Genomic DNA, 19,013 nt, shown 5'->3' with positions numbered 1-19,013 from the left:
AATGAAATTTTTTAAAATCAATCCAAATACCGATTTTAATTTACTTTGTTCTTTCATAAACCCTCATAAAATGGGGCAAAAGATTATGAGTAAAAAAACAAAAATTCATTTTATTTTTATCAAAGATATTTCTACTCCTGCAGCAAATATTTTAAAACAAGATGCCTTAAGAGTAGGAGCTGAGCTCATCACCCATAAAGAAATAATTACCGCAAAAATCACTCATTCAAATGCACTTTTAATGGCAAGTAAAGAACAAATTCAAAAACTTATTGCTAAAGAAAAACTTCAAGATTTTGGACTTAAAAATTTGGCTCTTTTTTTGCAAAAAGATTTTTTAAAAACAAAAAAAGCTGAGCTTATGGCAGTGATTAATGTTAATGAAGACAGTTTTAATGCAAAAAGTCGTGTGAGTGAAGAAGACTTTGAAAAAAGGCTTAATGACTTTCTTGCTTTAAGGCCTGAGTATATCGATATAGGTGCGGTTAGTTCAAGACCTGGGAGTGAGTATTGTGGCAAGGAAGAGGAATTTAAAAGACTAAAAAAAGTACTTGACTTAATTTATGAGAAAAATTATCATGAAAAAGCGATTTTTAGTTTAGATAGTTTTGATGAATATTGTCTAGAATATGCTTTAAATAAGGGTTTTAAACTTATAAATGATATTACAAGTTTAAGAAATCTTAATCTGGCTAAACTTGCAAGTAAATATGAGGCAAAATATTGCTTAATGCACATGCAAAACAATCCAAATAACATGCAAGATAATCCTTTTTATGAAGATTTGCTCGATGAGATGACTTTGTTTTTTAAAGAAAAACTTGAACTTTTAGAAAGTTTTGGAGTAAAAGAAAGTATTTTAGATGTAGGTATTGGTTTTGGAAAGAGTGCGGAACATAATATGATTTTAATCAAACACTTAGAGCATTTTTTGCAATTTAATAAACCTTTACTTATAGGTGCGAGTCGCAAAAGTGTGATTAATGCGTATTTTCAAAGCGAGATTAAAGATCGTTTAGCAGGAACTTTGTATTTGCATTTAAAGGCTTTTGAAAATGGTGCTAGTATTATAAGAGTGCATGATTTATACGAGCACAAACAACTTTTTGCTTTAGTGCAGGCAATGGACAATATAGGAGTTTAGATGAAAAAAGAAGAGTATTTAGAAAAAGTTGCTTTAGCAAATTTGTGGATGAGGGCATATTATGAAAAAGATGAACCCTTGGCTAGTGATGAAGAATACGATGCTTTAATCAGAGAATTAAGAGTTTTTGAAGAACAAAACAAAGATGAAATTTCAAAAGACTCTCCAACGCAAAAAATAGCTCCTGCCATACAAAGCGAGTTTAAAAAAATAGCTCACTTAAAGCGTATGTGGTCGATGGAAGATGTGTTTGATGAGAGTGAGCTTAGGGCTTGGGCAAAACGTGCAAAATGTGAAAAAAACTTTTTTATAGAGCCTAAATTTGATGGAGCGAGTCTAAATTTGCTTTATGAAAATGGTAAATTAGTAAGCGGTGCCACTAGAGGTGATGGCGAAGTGGGCGAGGATATAACACTTAATGTTTTTGAGATAGAAAATATACCTAAAAATATAGCCTATAAAGAAAGGATAGAAATTCGTGGAGAAGTGGTGATTTTAAAAGATGATTTTGAGAAAATCAACGAAAAAAGAGCTCTTTTAAATCAAAGTTTATTTGCTAATCCACGCAATGCTGCAAGCGGGAGTTTGAGGCAGCTTGATACAAGCATCACTAAAGAAAGAAATTTGAAATTTTATCCTTGGGGAATAGGGGAAAATACCTTAAATTTTACTAAACACAGTGAGGTGATGCAATTTATCAGAGAGCTTGGTTTTTTAAAAGATGATTTTGTAAGACTTTGCGCTAATTTAGATGAGGTTTTAAAAGCTTATGATGAGCTTTTAGCTTTAAGAGAAAAAAAGCCTATGATGATGGATGGAATGGTGGTAAGAGTTGATGATCTTGCGCTTTGTGAAGAATTAGGCTATACGGTAAAATTTCCAAAATTTATGGCAGCTTTTAAATTTCCTGCACTTGAAAAAACCACGCGTTTAACAGGGGTAAATTTACAAGTAGGAAGAAGTGGGGTGATCACTCCTGTGGCGGTTTTAGAGCCTGTAAATTTAGATGGGGTTGTAGTAAAATCAGCCACCCTTCATAATTTTGATGAGATTGCAAGACTTGATGTTAAAATCAATGATTTTGTAAGCGTGATAAGAAGTGGCGATGTTATCCCTAAAATTACTAAGGTTTTTAAAGAGCGTAGAGAAGGTTTAGAGATGGAAATTTTACGCCCTAAACTTTGTCCTACTTGCCAAAGTGAGCTTTTGGATGAAGGAACTTTAATAAAATGTCAAAATATAGATTGTGAAGATAGACTTGTAAATTCTATCATTCATTTTGTTTCTAAAAAATGTCTTAATATCGATGGACTTGGAGAAAATATAGTAGAACTTTTATACAAGCACAAAAAAATCACTACACTTGAGAGTATTTTTCATTTAAAATTTAGTGATTTTGAAGGTTTGGAAGGCTTTAAGGAAAAGAAAATCAACAATCTTTTAAACGCCATAGAACATGCAAGAGAATGTGAGCTTTTTCGTTTTATCACAGCTTTAGGGATAGAGCATATTGGCGAGGTTGCGGCTAAAAAATTAAGCTTAAGTTTTGGTAAAGAGTGGCACAAGCAAAGCTTTGAAGCTTATGCTAATTTAGAAGGTTTTGGAGAGCAAATGGCTTTAAGTCTTTGCGAATTTACGCGCGTTAATCATACAAGAATTGATGAGTTTTACAAGCTTTTAAATTTGAAAATAGAAAAACTTGAAATCAAAAGCGATGGTGTGATTTTTGGTAAAACTTTTGTGATTACAGGTACTCTTTCGCGTCCAAGAGATGAGTTTAAGGCTTTGATAGAAAAGCTTGGGGGTAAGGTAAGCGGCTCGGTTTCTAAAAAGACTGACTATGTGCTTTTTGGAGAAGAGGCAGGTTCTAAGCTTAGTAAGGCTAAAGAGCTTGAAGTAAAATGTATAGATGAAAGTGCTTTTAATGAGCTTGTTAAAGAATAGTTCTTATATTTTAACGCTTTTAAGCCTTTTTGGCTTTTTGCTAACTTGGCAAAGGAGTGCTTTTTCTTTATTTTTTTTAATTCCTATTTTTTTAACACTTTTTTGGGAATTCTTTTTATTTTTAAAGCTTAGAAAAAATATTATAAAAGAAGCTACTTTGATTAAGGGAAGTTTGTTTTATCGTGTTAGTATGGGGGATTTTTATCTTTATATTTTTAGTTTTTTCTTGGCGATTTTTGGACTTATTTCTTTATTTTTAAATTTTTTAAATCTTGAAAAAATTGATTTTGTTTTTATATTTATAATTTTGCCTTTATTGATGATATTTTTAAAAAAAGAATTACATTTGCAATTTGTAGATAATGCTTATAATGACTTTAGAATAGTTGTTATCGCTAGTTTTTTTACTGCTTTATTTTATGCATTTTATGGGCTTTTTTTTACTTACAATGAGCTTTTAAATTTAGAACTTTTTTCTAGGAAAATCATTGCTTATAAGAGTGCTTCTTTTGTTTATTTTGATTTTTTATCTGAATTTTTGTATTTTGTTTCAAATTTAAAACTTTTTATTTTTTCTCATTTTGGATATTTGAGCTTTAGAGCTTTAAATTTTATTTTTGATTTTTTTAATTTTTTTATGTTTTGCTCTCTTTTGGCTTTTGTTTTTAATTTTGTTTTGAAAATAAACATAAAAATAATTGTTTTATTTTTATGTTTTATCATGGTTTTAGGAAGTTATTTTTTAAAAGAGCAAAGAAATAATGCCTTAAAATCTGAACAAGAACAAATACTTTTATGGATGAATAATTTTAATTTTTTAAAAGATAATAACTTAAGTTTAATTCAAAAAGAAAAAGATCTTTTTGAAAAAGATCTTAAAGATCTTAGAGAAATTTTTAAAAAAAATGCTTTTGAAATAGGAATTTGGTGGTTTTCTAAAGAAAAAGAAGACTTGGAAAAAAGAATAAATGAGAGTTTAAAATGAGATTTGATTTTTTTGTTTCAAAGCGTTTAAATATCAGTAGAAATAAAGCTTTAGAGCTTATAGAAAATGAAGAGATTTTACTTAATAGTAAAAGTTTTAAAGCTTCTTTTGATGTGAAAAATTTTTTAGAAAATTTAAAAAAAACGCAAGATTTAAATCTTGAAGATATACTTTTAGCCAATGAGTTAAAATTGGATCTTTTAAGTGAAATTTATGTTTCAAGAGCAGCTTTGAAATTAAAAAATTTTTTAGAAGAAAATGATATTGAAATAAAACATAAAAATTGTCTTGATATAGGATCTAGCACGGGCGGTTTTGTGCAAATTTTACTTGAAAATCAGGCTTTAAAAATCACTGCTCTTGATGTGGGTAGTAATCAACTCCATCCAAGTTTAAGAGCAAATGAAAAAATTATCTTGCATGAAAATACAGATCTTAGAGCCTTTAAAAGTGAAGAAAAATTTGAACTTGTTACTTGTGATGTGAGTTTTATTTCTCTTATTAATTTACTTTATTATATCGATAATTTAGCTTTAAAGGAAATTATTTTACTTTTTAAACCTCAGTTTGAAGTGGGAAAAAATATCAAAAGAGATAAAAAAGGTGTTTTAAAAGATGACAAGGCAATCTTAAAGGCAAGAATGGATTTTGAAAAAGCATGTGCTAAGTTAGGTTGGCTTTTAAAAAATACGCAAAAATCAAGCATTAAAGGAAAGGAAGGTAATGTTGAATATTTTTACTACTATATCAAAAATTAATATTACTTCTTTAGCTATAGGTTGTTTTGATGGTATACATTTAGGGCATCTAAAACTTGTAAAATGTTTAGATGAGAATGGGGCTTTGTTGGTTATTAATAAATTTAAGGGTCAATTTCTTTGTTCAAATCGTCAAAAAGAAGAAATTTCAGGAAAAAAAGTTATAGAAGTGGATTTTGAAAGTATAAAATCTTTAGATGGTAAAGATTTTTTAAGCTTTTTGAAAAAAGAATTTATCAATTTGAAATTTATAGTAGTGGGATATGATTTTTCTTTCGGGAAAAATAGGGCTTATAGTGCTGAAGATATTGAGTCTTTAAGTGGGATAAAAACTATAATAGTTGATGAATTTAGTATAGGCGGAGTAGGTGTTCATGCAAGTTTAATTAAGGATTTTTTATCAAAAGCAAATTTACAAAAAGCAAAAGAATTTTTAGGAAGAGATTATAGTATTAAAGGAAAGTTGATTAAAGGACAAGGTTTGGGCTCTAAAGAACTTTTTGCGACTATAAATTTAGATTGTAAAGGCTATTTTTTGCCTCAAAATGGTGTTTATGCTACTTTGTTAAAAAGCCAAAAAAATATTTATAAAAGTGTGAGTTTTTTAGGTGTAAGATCAAGCGATGAAAATTTTGCCATAGAAAGTCATATTTTAGAGGAATTGGGTGAAAATTTCACACAAGGGGAGTTTTTCGAACTTGAGTTTATATCTTTTCTAAGAGAGAATCAGAAATTTCAAGATCTAAAAAAACTTAAAAATCAAATTGCCAAAGACATAGAACAAGCTAGAGAATTATTAAGGAAAAATGATGAAAGATGAACTTTTTAAACAAAGCCCTAAAAAACAATTTGAATTTGATAAAAGCGTGGCTAGTGTTTTTGATGATATGATTAATCGTTCTGTACCATTTTATAGGGAAAATTTAGAACTTTGTGCTAATTTATTGGCTAAAATTTTACTTGCAAATGCAAGTATTTGTGATTTGGGCTGTTCAAGTGCTAATTTTTTGATTTTGTTGGCAAATCTAAGAAAGGATTTTAAACTTTTTGGCGTGGATAATTCTGCTTCTATGCTTGAAGTTGCAAAGTCAAAAACTAAAGCTTATGGACTTGATATAAGTTTTTTTGAAGCTAATTTATGCGAATTTGATTTTTTTACTTGCGATGTTTTTGTGGCAAATTATACCATGCAGTTTATTCGTCCTCCTAAAAGACAGGAATTGCTTGATAAAATTTATAAAAATTTAAATCCTAAAGGCATTTTGATTATGAGTGAAAAAATCCTTTATGAAGATGCTTTTTTGTCTAAAAATATCATAGAACTTTATGCAGACTACAAAGAAAAACAAGGCTATTCTAAATTTGAAATTGCAGCTAAAAGAGAAGCCTTAGAAAATGTTTTAATTCCTTATAGTCAAAAAGAAAATTTAAACATGTTAGAAAAGGCAGGTTTTAAGAAAATAGAAAGTATTTTTAAATGGGCAAATTTTGAAACTTTTATAGCTTTTAAGGATTAGAGATATTTTCATTTTCCCATTCATCTTTTGGAAAACCTACCTTATACGCATTAACACAATCTTGACTGATGATAGTTTTGTGCCTGCATTCTAAACTTCTTTTTTTTGCTTCTTCAGGGTGATTTTGATAATATTCTACACTTTTGGTTTGTTCGCATGCTGCAAAAAATATACCAATAAGGCTTAAAAAAAGAGTTATTTTCATGGTAATTTTTCCTGTGTTATATTAATATCATCACTAAAGATAGAACTTTGATTGTTTTCTGTTGTTTTGGAAGGATAAATTTCAGAAGGTGTTTCTGCTATGGGCGGCATTATAATACTTTCATTATTTTCTGAACTTTGGTTAATATCTTTTGTGATTTTTTCTTTTTTTAAATCATTTTGTTTTAAAGCTTCTAATATCTGATTATCAGATTTTTTTGGTGTGTTTGGACTGTATTTACTCTCTTCATTTGTTGGCTTAATACCAATTTCTAATGCATTAATACAATCTTCGCTAAGAGTTCCGCTTTCTTTGCATTCTTTTGCTTTTTCTTTTGCTTCGCTAGGATGATTTTTGTAGTAATTTTCTGTTTTGCTATCGCAAGCTGTTATATTAATAATTATTAAAATTGTAAGTAAAATACTTAGTCTTTGCATTTATCAATCTCCTAAAAATTTTTAGCATCTTAGCAAACTTGTATAAAGCAACGATAAATTATTTTTCTTCATTATAAGAAAAAATAGGTAAAGACCATTGATATTTGATAGCTAAAAGCCTTGCAATAACTCCTATAAAAAGAGTTAAAAGTGTGCAAACTAGAGCATTAAGCTCAAGCCACATTATTAGAGAATAATAGATTGCTCCTGCAATTATGGCAATTCCTGCATAAATTTCTTTTTGAAATACCAAAGGGATTCTCATACATAAAATATCTCTTAAAATTCCACCAAAAACACCCGTAATTACAGCAGCAGCAACGGCTATGATAAACCCATGATTTTGATCTATGGCTATTTGAGCTCCAAGTATGCTAAAAACAACAAGTCCTATAGCATCAAGAGTTAGAAATAAAGTTTCAAGTTTGGTTACTACACGTGGAATTTTTGTGGCTATAAGGGCGCAAAAACAGATTAAAATAATATATTCAGGATGTTTAACCCAAGTTAAAGGATAATGTCCTAAAAGCACATCTCGTATGCTTCCACCTCCAATTGCTGTTACGAGAGCAATAAAAATAACTCCAAAAAGGTCCATTTTATGGCGTCCTGCAGCTAAAGCCCCTGTCATTCCTTCTGCGGAAATACCTATGATATAAAGAGTGGTTATTGTAAGAGCATTTATCTCCATAATTTATACCTTAAAATTTATCACAATTTATTTGATACTGTTTAATATTTTCATCATTTACTTCGTGGTTTGGTACTTGATAGCATTCTTTAAATTTCGGAGTTTTAATAATTTTTACATAAAAACTTGGTATAGCAATACGGTTTTTAATGTATTGTGGTTCTTTATCGTAAAGTACTAAATTTAAAACTTCAATACTTTGAAATTTTAAAGCCAAATTTCTTTCTCTTTGTTCGATTTCATTCCAAATTATATTATTTATTTGCGCATTTTGTGGGGTAATATTACTCATTAAAAATACTGAATTTTGGGCAGCTTTACTAAAGCTAAAAGAAGCATTGGGTGCAGTGTGTCCTCGCGTGTAGCCGCTGTTTTTATAATCACTCCAAGTAGTGCGGTATTTTTTAGGAATATTTGTATCATCTTCAAAGCGAGGGCGTTTTTTAATTTGTTTATTTTTTAAATTTGAAGCTTCTACTTTATAAGCAACGGCTTTTGTACCTTTGAGTTTATAATCATAGCAATTTAGATAAAAAAACTTATCTAAGATTTGCGAGCAATTTATGTTGTTAAAATAAGAAGAAAAAACAGCACTAGGCTCGTAAGATTCTAAGGCGAAAATATTAAGAAATATAGCGAGTAAAAAGATGAAAATTTTCATTTAAGTTCCTTATCTTTACTTTTGCAAAGATGATTTAAAAAACATTCTTTACATAAAGGTTTTTTAGCTTTACAAGTGTAGCGTCCAAAAAGAACCATGGCTTGATGAAGATAGTTAAGATTATCTTTAAATATGCGTGTTAAATCTTCTTCTGTAGCTTCTGGAGTTTTTGCTTTGCTAAGTCCTAAGCGGTGAGAAACTCTAAAAACATGAGTATCTACAGCCATGAAATTTGCTCCACACCATTCTATTAAAACCACATGGGCGGTTTTTTGTCCCACGCCTGCTAAGGATTTTAATTTCTCTTCTTCAAGGGGAATTTCTCCGTCAAAATTTTCACAAACTGATTTTGCCATTTTTATAAGATTTTGTGCTTTATTATTAAAAAATGAACAAGTTTGTATGTAGGTTTTAAGGCTTGATAAATTTGCATTTGCAAGAGATTTGATATCAGGATAAGCTTTAAAAAGATCAGGAGTGATGAGATTAACTCTTTTATCAGTGCATTGGGCTGAAAGCATCACACAGACTAATAGTTCGTATAAATTTGAAAATTTAAGTTCTGTTACAGGTTTCTCAAAATGTTTTAAAAAAAGCTCTTTGATTTCTAAATTTCTTTTCATTTTTTAATTTTAGTTAATTAGCTTTAAACCAAGTTTAGATATAATCGATTTTATATACATTTTATTAAAAAGGAAACCCAATGAAAAAAATTTCTTTAGTTGCAGCAGCTTTGATTGCAGGTGTAGCTTTAAATGTAAATGCAGCTACAGTAGCCACTGTTAATGGCAAGAGCATTAGTGATACAGAAGTAAGTGAATTTTTTGCCCCTATGCTTAGAGGACAGGATTTTAAAACTTTGCCAGATAATCAAAAAAAAGCTCTTATTCAGCAGTATATTATGCAAGACTTAATTTTGCAAGATGCTAAAAAACAAAATTTAGAAAAAGATCCTTTATACACAAAAGAACTTGATCGTGTAAAAGATGCAATACTTGTTAATGTTTATCAAGATAAAATTTTAAATACAATTAAAATTGATGCGGCTAAAGTTAAAGCTTTTTATGATCAAAATAAAGACAAATACGTAAAACCTGCGAGAGTGCAAGCAAAACATATCTTAGTAGCGACAGAAAAAGAAGCTAAGGATATTATTAACGAACTTAAAGGTTTAAAAGGTAAAGAACTAGATGCTAAATTTAGTGAGCTTGCTAAAGAGAAATCAATTGATCCAGGTTCAAAAAACCAAGGTGGTGAGCTTGGTTGGTTTGATCAATCAACTATGGTAAAGCCTTTTACAGATGCTGCTTTTACACTTAAAAATGGTACTATTACTACAACTCCAATAAAAACGAATTTTGGCTATCATGTAATCTTAAAAGAAAATTCGCAGGCTAAAGGTCAAATCAAATTTGATGAAGTAAAACAAGGTATTGAAAACGGACTTAAATTTGAAGAATTTAAAAAAGTTATCAATCAAAAAGGCCAAGATCTTTTAAATAGTGCTAAAGTGGAATATAAATAATGGGTGTTTTAGACATTGTAAAAGCAGGGGTGATTAGCGGAGATGAGCTTAATAAAGTTTATGACTATGCTAAAGCAGAGGGTTTTGCTATCCCTGCTGTTAATGTTGTAGGAACTGATTCTATTAATGCAGTTTTAGAATCTGCAAAAAAAGTTAACTCTCCAGTTATTATCCAGTTTTCAAATGGTGGGGCAAAATTTTATGCAGGGAAAAATTGTCCTAATGGAGAAGTTTTAGGTGCAATTAGTGGGGCTAAACATGTACATTTACTTGCTAAAGCTTATGGTGTACCTGTGATTTTACACACTGATCATGCCGCAAGAAAACTTTTACCTTGGATTGATGGGCTTATTGAGGCAAATGCACAATATAAAAAAACCCATGGACAAGCTTTATTTAGTTCCCATATGCTTGATCTTAGCGAAGAAAGTTTAGAAGAAAATCTTAACACTTGTGAAGTCTATCTTCAAAAACTTGATGCTTTAGGTGTCGCACTTGAAATAGAACTAGGTTGTACAGGTGGCGAAGAAGATGGAGTGGATAATACAGGTATTGATAATTCTAAGCTTTATACCCAACCAGAAGATGTAGCACTTGCATATGAAAGACTTGGAAAAATTAGTGATAAATTTTCAATTGCAGCAAGCTTTGGAAATGTACATGGAGTTTACAAACCAGGAAATGTTAGCTTACAACCTGAAATTTTAAAAAATTCGCAAAAATTTGTCAAAGATAAATTTGCTTTAAAAAATGATAAGCCTATAAATTTTGTATTTCATGGTGGTAGCGGTAGCGAGCTAAAAGATATTAAAAATGCAGTAAGTTATGGCGTAATTAAGATGAATATTGACACAGATACCCAGTGGGCTTTTTGGGATGGGGTACGTGAATATGAACTTAAAAATAGGGCTTATTTGCAAGGACAAATTGGAAATCCAGAAGGTGATGACAAGCCAAATAAAAAATACTATGATCCGCGTGTTTGGTTAAGGAGTGGTGAAGAAAGCATGATAAAGCGTCTTGAAGTCGCTTTTGAAGATTTAAACTGTATAAACAAAAACTAAGCATTTTAAAGGCTTAGTTTTATTTTGTTTTAAAAATTTTTATCAAATTAAGTAGCAATCTTTAAAATAAAATTTTTATTGAGGTATTGGTTTCATGGAGATTAAATCAGATGAAATTTCAGAACTTGTTTTGCCTGAAGGCAAAGATGCAAGAGGTTCTTTGGTTTATTTTAAAATTATTTTTATTCCAGCTTTTCTTTATATTTTGATTTTATTAGGTTATTTTAATGTAATTGACTTTAAGGTTGAATTACATACGGTTATTATGACAGGTGTGATTTTTTTTACAGCATTGATTTTTGCTAGACATAGTGCTGAGTATGCGTATAGTATTTTTGAACAACAAAAAGATGAATTTAAACAGGCTTTAAAAAGACATATTATGAGGCATTTTCTTGCCATAGGGAAAGACACGAAATCAAATGCCAATTTTGATGACTTTGCTTATACATATATTAAAGGTGCAAGAAATGAGAATTTTGCTAGTATAGGTTCGGCAATTTTTCCAATGATGGGAATTTTAGGAACTTTTATCAGCATAGCTTTTTCAATGCCAAATTTTAGTTCTAGTGATACAGCCGCTTTAGAACAAGAAATTGCAGATTTGTTAAGTGGAGTAGGAACTGCTTTTTATGTTTCAATTTATGGAATTTTTCTTGCATTATGGTGGATGTTTTTTGAAAAATATGGTAAAAGTAAAATAGATCGTTTACTAAATCGTCAAAAAAACGCTACAAGTGGATTTTTTTGGACAAAAGAAGAGCTTGATCAAAGATATTTAACTGAGAGTTTGCAACATTTTGAAAAAATTGGAGCAATTTTTAAACAAGTTAGCAATGATGATTTTTTTGCAGAGCTTGATCATGCTATTGATAGAAAATTTGGCATTTTTCAAGATATGCTAAATGTAGAAGAAAAAGCTATTAGATTAAGTAGTGAACACATCAAACAAACCATGGGTGAGCTTAGTAAAGCACAAAGAGATCAACGCGATCTTGGAAAGCTTTATAGTGAAATGTTAAATGGCATAGGTTTACTCAATCAAAATTTGAAAGAAATCAATACAAGAATGTCAGAACAATATAATCGCTTGCTCGATATCAGTAGTGATAAAATTCATCATCTTGATAAGACGCTAAGTGCATTCGATGAAAAAGTAGAGCGTTTTGGCAAAAATTTTGAACTTTATGAAAAAGCAATGTTGGAAAGTCAAGAAAAGGTTTTTGAGGGATTTAAAGCAAGCTTGTTTGAAGGTATGCATAAATTTAAGGAAGTATATGAAGAAGAAAAAAGTATCGATGCTAAAATCAAAATGATGGATGAGCTTAAAAAAGAAATGAAAGCACTTGATGAAGAAACAAGTCAAATGATGAGTAAGCTTTCTGGGGATGGAAATCAAAATAAAGAAAATGAAACCAAACAAATAGAAGATTTTTCAGAGTCTAAGACTGAAGAAAATCAAGATGAAATTCAAGCAGAAATATCTAAGCAAGAAAGCAATGATGAGTTAAAAAATGAAGATAAAGAAAATAAATGAAAAATGAGTCAAAAGAAGATAGCAATTTTTGGATAGCTTATGCTGATTTAATGGCAGGATTGCTGTTTGTTTTTATTTTGCTAATAGGTGCTATTGTTGTAAAATATGTTTTAACTCAAAGTGATTTAAAAGAAATTAAAGACAATCTCAATAAACAAGAGGCACGCTTAGAGGAGAGCAAAGAAGAGCTTAGAAATAAAGAAGCTATAGTGTTTAAACTAAGTTCTGATTTAAACAATGCTTCTAGTGCTTTAAATCTTGCTAATTCTCAAAAAGCAGAATTAGAGGCTAATATTACAAATTACAAGCAGTTAAGTAAAGATTTGAACTCAACTTTAGATAATAAAGATAAGCAAATTTTGATTTTACTAGGTCAACTAGAGAAAAAAGATGAAGAGCTTAAAAATTTACAAGAAGATTTTCAAAAAGCTAAAGAAAAGGTGCAAAATCTTGGTTTGATTCGTGAAAATTTAAGCAAGGAATTGCAAAGCAAACTTGATAATAATATCACTATAGATGAAAAGACAGGATCTATTTCTTTGCCTGCTGAAGTACTTTTTGATAAAGATTCTTATGTGTTAAAAAATGAAGCAAAGGCAAGTTTGAGAAAAATCTTAAGCGAATATTTTGATGCTATTCTTGAAGATCCAAAAATTTTTTCTAACATTGAAAATATCATTATTGAAGGACATACTGATAGTGATGGATCTTATATTTATAATTTAGATTTGTCGCAAAAAAGAGCTTATGAGGTGATGAATTTTATCTATACTTTTTATAAGAGTGATAAGCTTCAAAAGCTTTTAATGGCAAGTGGACGTTCTTTTTCAGATCCTGTGTTTGTCAACGGAGTTGAAGATAAGGATAAGAGTCGTCGCATAGAGATAAAATTTAGCATTAAAAATGATAATGCTTTAAAAGATGTAGAAAAATTCTTTGAATTTCATTAAAACAATTAGTCCTATACAAAAAATCAATTTTAACGGATTTGAATTTTATATTAAAAGAGATGATTTATTAGGAGAAATTAATGGAAATAAAGCTAGGAAACTTGCTTTTTATATCCATAAAAGATATCCTAAAAATCAATCTTTTATAAGTTATGGAGGAAGCCAAAGTAATGCTTTGGCGGCATTAAGTATTTTTGCTAAACAAAGATCATATAAGCTTGTTTTTGCTTGTGAAAAAATTTCTACTTTTCTTAAGAATAATCCTTGTGGAAACTATGCTTTAGCTTTAGAAAATGGTGTTGATTTTGTAGAAAATATCCATTCTTTATCCTTAAAGCAATTTGCCTTGTCTTTGTGTAAAAAAGATGATATTTTTATAGAACAAGGCATGGCTAATTTAGAAGCTCAATATGGCTATATGGAGCTTGCTCAAGAAATTCAAATGCAAAGTCAAAGTTTAAAGCTTGATTTTGATATTTTTTTACCTTCGGGTACAGGCACTTCGGCAGCTTTTTTGGCAAAGTATTCTAAATTTAAAGTATTTACTTGCGCTTGTGTAGGTGATATTAAATATCTTAAAAAACAAATTTTAACATTAGATCCAAGCTATGATTTTTCAAATTTAGAATTTTTAACAAGTGATAAAAAATATCACTTTGCTAGACCGTATAAAGAATTTTATGAGCTTTATATGGATTTAAAGTTAAAGTGCAATATAGAATTTGACTTGTTGTATGATATTTTAGGATTAAGTATAGCATTAAAACAAGAGTGGAAAAAACCATTGCTTTATATACATCAAGGTGGAATTTTAGGAAATTCCACTATGTTAGAGAGATATAAATTTAAAAAATTAGTTTAAAATTCCATAGATAAAAATGATTAAAATAATCAAAGGTACTATATATTTTACATAATAAAACCAAATTCCAAACCATGAACTTTTAAGTGTATTGTTATTGCTAAGTTCTTTTAGACTTTCTTGTTTGCCTAAAATCCAACCTACATAAATGCAGCAAAAAAATGCAGTTAAAACAAACAAAATATTTCCACTAATGAAATCAAAACTATCAAAAATGTTTTTTCCTTTGATGATAACAATATCACGCCAAGGCCCATAAGTTAGAATACAAGGAAGATTGCCAAGTATGAAGATAAACCCTAGAGTTAGGTTAATAGAAAGATTTTTAGAATATTTAAATTTTTCTTCTAATACGCTAATAATAACTTGATAAATTGGCAAGCTTGTGGTTAAAGCTGCAATCAAGAGTAAGACAAAAAATAAAATACACACAATGGTACCAAAATGGATATGAGAAAATGCTATAGGTAAAGTTTCAAAAACCAAAGAAGGCCCGCTATCTGGAGCAAGTCCTGCTGAGAAAAGTGCTGGAAAAATCATAAAACCAGCCAAAACAGCTATAATGGTATTTAAAACCCCTGTATAAATAGCGGTTTTTGCCATATTTTCATTTTTATTAAGATGAGATGAAAGTGTTATCATCACCCCAAAACCTAGGGATAAAGCAAAAAAGACTTGCCCTAAAACATCGATTAAAAGTTTTGATGATAAAATTTTACTAAAATCAGGTTCAAGATAAAATTTAACTCCAGCTATAGCTCCATCAAGGGTTAAATTGCGTCCCACAACAACAATAAGACAGATAAATAATAAGGGCATTAAAAATTTGACGGATTTTTCTATACCATCTATAATGCCTCTTTTTAAAATAATATAATTAATAATTACAAAAACAGTGGTAAAAATACCAACTCCTAAAGGATTGAAGGCTATTTTGTCGTTAAAAAACTGATGAGTAAATTCTTTGCTTACTACATTGGCAAGACTAAAATTCCCTAGGGTTAATTCCCAAATATAAACTAAAACCCATCCTCCAAGTACCATGTAGTAAGCCATTATGCCAAAGCTTCCTAAAAGTCCCATATATCCAATACTTTGCCATTTTTGTTTGAAAGCATCTACGCTATTTGTCATCGCTTTTCTGCCTATGACATTTTCAACTAAAATAACAGGAATGCCTATGATAATCATAGCTATACAAAAAACTAATACATAAGCACCGCCACCATTTTCTCCTACAAGATAGGGAAAACGCCAAGTTGCTCCAAATCCTATGGTTGCTCCAGCAACTGTTAGAATATAAGTTAGTGTGCTACTCCATGTTTGTCTTTGCATGATTATCCTTTCGAAAAAGAATTATTTTACCTAAAAATAACTTTAAAAACTTATAAGCTATCCATATAGCTTATATCGTAAGTATTTTTTAAGCGTTTGTGTATCGTTTCGTGCCAATTTTGAGATATGAGAGAGTTTAATTTTTCTAATTTATCTAATAAATTCAGATTTTGCTTAAGAATTTGATGCGGGGAGTAAAAAAGTTGATTGAGTTCAAATACACTAAGTGAAGTAGAATTTTTTTCTAAAATTTTAATATTTTCATGCTTTCGTATTTGTCCAACTTGTAAAACTTTATAATACCATCCACTCAAGCCCGTTTTAAAAATTTCATGTGTAAAATTTGGATTATTGTGAATTTTAGAAATTTTTACACAAGGTTTTCTAGGTTCGCTTACTTGCAGTATTGCATTTGAAATTTGATGTATATCACCTATGCAAACATTTTGTTCACAAAGCCCATCGATGCTCAAATTTTCACCCATTGAGCCAAAATTTAGCTTTTTATTAAGAAATCTTTCCCATATAGGATAGTTTTGACAAGAGTTGGCAAAAATAGCCTTATGGTAGCCTCCATGATGAATTTTATCAGCTATTTGATCATCTAAAATACCTAGAAAATCAATTTGTGTTTCTTCTAGGTAAGTATCTTTAATAAATGCGCTTTGGAAATTTTTATAGTTTTTAATTTTCCCTATTTGCAAACTTTGAATTTTCATGGTTCTAGTTTTTTTAATAAATCATCAGCACTGATAAAACCCGTGATTTTTAATTTTTCTTTTCCATTTTCAAAGAAAATTAAAACAGGTGGGCCAAAAACATTAAATTCTTTCATGGTTTTAATTTGTTCATTATTATTTTCGCTTACATCAACTTTGATAAGTTTGTAATTTTGCATTTTTTGTATGATTCTTTCATCGCTAAAGGTTAATTCATCTAAAAGTTTGCAATTTTCACACCAAGATGCAGTAAAATCAAGCATTATGGGCTTTGTATTTGTTTGTATTTCTTGCTTTAATTGTTCAAAATTGTTGATATAATCATAGCTTAAAGCAGGTTTTGAGGCAGATATAGTATTGAAATTTAAAGGATTTAAGAAATTTTTAGCCCCAAAAAGTCCCCCTAGGAAAATACTTAGAGAATAAGCTAAAATAAGAATTAAAATACTTTTTTTAATTTTAGAAATTATTGTAAAACTTTTTTCAAAAATTCCCATAAAAACACTAAAAAATACACCTAAAATTCCATAGGCAATTAAAATGTAATTTTCTTCAATAATTCTAGAAAGTATCCAAATAGCCATAGCCAACATAACAAAAGCAAAGAAAATTTTTACTTTTTCCATCCAAAAACTAGGTTTAATAAAACCTAATCCTAAGCCTATGAAAAGCAAAGGTATACCCATGCCAAAACTCATGATAAAAAGCGCACTACCACCTAATAAAGCATTGCCTGTATTGGCTATATAAATTAAAGCACCTGCTAAAGGGGCTGCTACGCAAGGACCTACTATTAAAGCAGATAAAAATCCCATAATAGCTATACCTACAACTCCCTTTCCTTTTTCGCTTTTTTTATGTATAAAGGTTTGAAATCTTAATGGTAATTCGAAACGAAAAGCTCCAAACATAGCAAAAGCAAAAGCTATGAAAATTAGAGCAAAAAGAATTAAAATAATAGGTTTTTGTAAAATTCCTTGAATACTTGCTCCTAGAAAACTTGCTATAACTCCAGCAATAGCGTAGGCTAAAGACATGAAAAAAACATAGATAAAAGAGAGAAAAAAACTATGTTTTTTTGAAAATTTAGCATTACTTTTTGCTATGATAAGAGAAGATAAAATCGGAATCATAGGTAAAATACAAGGTGTTAAGGAGAGTAAAAGTCCATAGCCAAAAAAACTTAGTAAAATCCAAAAAAAGTTATCTGTTGCTAAAAAATTTGCTATAGAGCTTTCTTCAGATTCAATTTTAGTTTTTTTATCTGTTTTTTGAGCTTTATAAGGTTTTGAAATTTCAAAAGTATCTTTTTTAGAAATGAGATCAAAGTACCAAGTTTGAGGATTATAACACAAGCCTTGTTCAGAACAACCTTGAAATTCGAGTTTGATTAAATTTGTAGTATTTTTTGCAAAGTGCTCTAGTAGTAAATTTGGCAAAGCTAAATTTAATTTTTGATAATAAACATTTTCATTGCCTCTTGTAGAGCTTTGAGGTAGATTAATCAAAGAACTTATATCTTTTTCATTTATATATAATTTAAGTTTATTAGAATAAAGATAAATATCTTTTCCAAGTTCAATATCAATTGAGATAGAACTATTATAAGAGTTTGATTTTACATTAAAAGCTTCATTTAAAGACAATATAGAAGCAAAACATAAGCAAAAACTTAATAAAATAATACCAAAAATACGCATAAATTTCCTAAAAACTTATTTTTCCTTTATCTTTAGCTTCAATTATAATTTATTATGATAAATTTACTTTAAATACTTTATAAAGGTTTGAAAATGCAAGAAAATAATTCTTCAAAAACACAAGGGGCTGTTAAAAAGAATGAAATTTATATTTCTGTTAAAAGAAAGAAAAGTACAATAGAATATGAAAAAGATTTAAAGAATTTGCAAATTGAGCTTTTGAAATTTCAAAATCATGTTAAAGCCAAGGGTTTAAAGGTTCTTATACTTATAGAAGGACGCGATGCAGCTGGAAAAGGTGGGGCGATTAAACGTTTGATTGAGCATTTAAACCCGCGTGGTTGCCGCGTTGTGGCTCTTGAAAAACCTAGTGATGTGGAAAAAACACAGTGGTATTTTCAGCGTTATATAGCACATTTGCCCTCGGCCGGTGAGATTGTGATTTTTGACAGATCTTGGTATAATCGTGCAGGAGTAGAACCGGTTATGGGTTTTTGTACACCGCAACAACATAAAGATTTTTTAAGAGAAGTGTCTTTGTTTGAAAATATGATTTCAAATAGTGATATTATTTTTTTTAAATTTTATTTTTCAGTATCAAAAGACGAGCAAAAAAAACGTTTTGAAAAACGCCGAAGTGATCCACTTAAACAATATAAATTATCTCCTGTAGATCAAAAATCACAAGAATTATGGGATAAATATACTTTAGCTAAATACTCTATGCTTTTAGCATCTAATACTCCAACTTGTCCTTGGACTATTATTTCTTCAGATGATAAGAAAAAAGCAAGATTAAATTTATTGCGTTTTATACTTTCTAAGGTAGAATATCCAAATAAAAAAACTGGAGATTTTTCCAAAATTGATGCAAAATTAGTGCGTAGTGGAGAAGAAGAAATACGAAAAATGGAGGCGAATTTGGAAAAACTTGACAGTAAAAAAGCAGATGAGAAAATAAAAGATTTAGATTAAGGAA

At 29.5% G+C, this 19,013-nt stretch carries 20 protein-coding genes; 12 read left to right on the top strand and 8 right to left on the bottom strand.

The window, feature by feature from the left end; all coding sequences use genetic code 11:
* Position 1: 1 nt before the first annotated feature.
* From folP to cmoA, 6 genes are read left to right on the top strand one after another with little or no spacing between them, the layout of a single operon-like run.
* On the top strand, positions 2 to 1,144 hold the full coding sequence (folP, locus tag AJ932_RS00505) for a dihydropteroate synthase (RefSeq protein WP_070278479.1): 1,143 nt from the start codon (positions 2 to 4) through the stop codon (positions 1,142 to 1,144).
* Positions 1,145 to 3,088: an NAD-dependent DNA ligase LigA gene (gene ligA / locus AJ932_RS00500; RefSeq protein WP_070277251.1), complete on the top strand. Its 1,944-nt coding sequence runs from the start codon at positions 1,145 to 1,147 to the stop codon at positions 3,086 to 3,088.
* The gene (locus tag AJ932_RS00495; RefSeq protein WP_079860372.1) at positions 3,069 to 4,073 is read left to right on the top strand and encodes a hypothetical protein; all 1,005 of its coding nucleotides are present in this window, start codon (positions 3,069 to 3,071) and stop codon (positions 4,071 to 4,073) included. The genes ligA and AJ932_RS00495 overlap by 20 nt, the downstream gene beginning before the upstream one ends.
* The gene (locus AJ932_RS00490; protein WP_070277250.1) at positions 4,070 to 4,831 is read left to right on the top strand and encodes a TlyA family RNA methyltransferase; all 762 of its coding nucleotides are present in this window, start codon (positions 4,070 to 4,072) and stop codon (positions 4,829 to 4,831) included. The genes AJ932_RS00495 and AJ932_RS00490 overlap by 4 nt, the downstream gene beginning before the upstream one ends.
* Complete coding sequence (locus tag AJ932_RS00485) at positions 4,797 to 5,651, top strand: bifunctional riboflavin kinase/FAD synthetase (protein WP_070278480.1); 855 nt, start codon at positions 4,797 to 4,799, stop codon at positions 5,649 to 5,651. The genes AJ932_RS00490 and AJ932_RS00485 overlap by 35 nt, the downstream gene beginning before the upstream one ends.
* Positions 5,638 to 6,348, top strand: coding sequence for a carboxy-S-adenosyl-L-methionine synthase CmoA (gene cmoA / locus AJ932_RS00480; RefSeq protein WP_072225838.1), 711 nt, complete (start codon positions 5,638 to 5,640; stop codon positions 6,346 to 6,348). The genes AJ932_RS00485 and cmoA overlap by 14 nt, the downstream gene beginning before the upstream one ends.
* Here the strand turns inward: cmoA and AJ932_RS00475 are convergent.
* From AJ932_RS00475 to nth, 5 genes are read right to left on the bottom strand one after another with little or no spacing between them, the layout of a single operon-like run.
* The gene (locus tag AJ932_RS00475; protein ID WP_079860371.1) at positions 6,338 to 6,559 is read right to left on the bottom strand and encodes an EexN family lipoprotein; all 222 of its coding nucleotides are present in this window, start codon (positions 6,557 to 6,559) and stop codon (positions 6,338 to 6,340) included. The two genes, cmoA and AJ932_RS00475, sit on opposite strands and share 11 nt — an antisense overlap.
* Complete coding sequence (locus AJ932_RS00470; protein ID WP_070277248.1) at positions 6,550 to 6,990, bottom strand: EexN family lipoprotein; 441 nt, start codon at positions 6,988 to 6,990, stop codon at positions 6,550 to 6,552. The genes AJ932_RS00475 and AJ932_RS00470 overlap by 10 nt, the downstream gene beginning before the upstream one ends.
* 58 nt (positions 6,991 to 7,048) lie before the next feature.
* Entirely contained in the window at positions 7,049 to 7,681 is a 633-nt protein-coding gene (locus AJ932_RS00465) for a trimeric intracellular cation channel family protein (protein ID WP_002861298.1), read from the bottom strand.
* A gap of 10 nt (positions 7,682 to 7,691) precedes the next feature.
* On the bottom strand, positions 7,692 to 8,342 hold the full coding sequence (locus AJ932_RS00460; protein WP_044780003.1) for a DNA/RNA non-specific endonuclease: 651 nt from the start codon (positions 8,340 to 8,342) through the stop codon (positions 7,692 to 7,694).
* Positions 8,339 to 8,965, bottom strand: coding sequence for an endonuclease III (gene nth, locus AJ932_RS00455; protein ID WP_044779333.1), 627 nt, complete (start codon positions 8,963 to 8,965; stop codon positions 8,339 to 8,341). Before nth ends, AJ932_RS00460 begins: the two co-directional genes overlap by 4 nt.
* An 80-nt stretch (positions 8,966 to 9,045) precedes the next feature.
* On the opposite strand from nth, the gene peb4 reads away from it, so the two are divergent.
* From peb4 to AJ932_RS00430, 5 genes are all read left to right on the top strand, one after another.
* A complete protein-coding gene (gene peb4, locus AJ932_RS00450) occupies positions 9,046 to 9,867 on the top strand; it encodes a peptidylprolyl isomerase PEB4 (protein WP_070278482.1) in 822 nt (273 codons plus the stop codon).
* Positions 9,867 to 10,931 carry a class II fructose-bisphosphate aldolase gene (gene fbaA / locus AJ932_RS00445; protein ID WP_002931943.1) on the top strand — a complete coding sequence of 355 codons (1,065 nt, stop codon included), beginning with the start codon at positions 9,867 to 9,869 and terminating at the stop codon, positions 10,929 to 10,931. Before peb4 ends, fbaA begins: the two co-directional genes overlap by 1 nt.
* Before the next feature lie 94 nt (positions 10,932 to 11,025).
* Entirely contained in the window at positions 11,026 to 12,468 is a 1,443-nt protein-coding gene (locus AJ932_RS00440; RefSeq protein WP_070209851.1) for a MotA/TolQ/ExbB proton channel family protein, read from the top strand.
* On the top strand, positions 12,465 to 13,418 hold the full coding sequence (locus AJ932_RS00435) for an OmpA family protein (RefSeq protein WP_002852313.1): 954 nt from the start codon (positions 12,465 to 12,467) through the stop codon (positions 13,416 to 13,418). The genes AJ932_RS00440 and AJ932_RS00435 overlap by 4 nt, the downstream gene beginning before the upstream one ends.
* Entirely contained in the window at positions 13,405 to 14,280 is an 876-nt protein-coding gene (locus tag AJ932_RS00430) for a 1-aminocyclopropane-1-carboxylate deaminase/D-cysteine desulfhydrase (RefSeq protein WP_070277245.1), read from the top strand. Before AJ932_RS00435 ends, AJ932_RS00430 begins: the two co-directional genes overlap by 14 nt.
* On the opposite strand, the gene AJ932_RS00425 is transcribed toward AJ932_RS00430, so the two are convergent.
* From AJ932_RS00425 to AJ932_RS00415, 3 genes are read right to left on the bottom strand one after another with little or no spacing between them, the layout of a single operon-like run.
* Positions 14,272 to 15,615: a sodium-dependent transporter gene (locus AJ932_RS00425; RefSeq protein ID WP_070209852.1), complete on the bottom strand. Its 1,344-nt coding sequence runs from the start codon at positions 15,613 to 15,615 to the stop codon at positions 14,272 to 14,274. The genes AJ932_RS00430 and AJ932_RS00425 overlap by 9 nt on opposite strands.
* Before the next feature lie 50 nt (positions 15,616 to 15,665).
* Positions 15,666 to 16,334: an MOSC domain-containing protein gene (locus AJ932_RS00420; protein WP_070209853.1), complete on the bottom strand. Its 669-nt coding sequence runs from the start codon at positions 16,332 to 16,334 to the stop codon at positions 15,666 to 15,668.
* Positions 16,331 to 18,034 carry a protein-disulfide reductase DsbD family protein gene (locus AJ932_RS00415; RefSeq protein ID WP_070209854.1) on the bottom strand — a complete coding sequence of 568 codons (1,704 nt, stop codon included), beginning with the start codon at positions 18,032 to 18,034 and terminating at the stop codon, positions 16,331 to 16,333. The genes AJ932_RS00420 and AJ932_RS00415 overlap by 4 nt, the downstream gene beginning before the upstream one ends.
* 93 nt (positions 18,035 to 18,127) lie before the next feature.
* On the opposite strand from AJ932_RS00415, the gene ppk2 reads away from it, so the two are divergent.
* Positions 18,128 to 19,009 (top strand): polyphosphate kinase 2, encoded by an 882-nt coding sequence (ppk2, locus tag AJ932_RS00410; protein WP_053872584.1) that lies wholly within the window; start codon positions 18,128 to 18,130, stop codon positions 19,007 to 19,009.
* Positions 19,010 to 19,013 lie beyond the last annotated feature (4 nt).

The organism is Campylobacter sp. BCW_6873 (assembly GCF_001762365.1).
Classification (GTDB): Bacteria; Campylobacterota; Campylobacteria; order Campylobacterales; family Campylobacteraceae; genus Campylobacter_D; species Campylobacter_D jejuni.
Note: the sequence above shows the minus strand (reverse complement) of the source record. Positions and strands in the feature narration are given on the sequence as shown.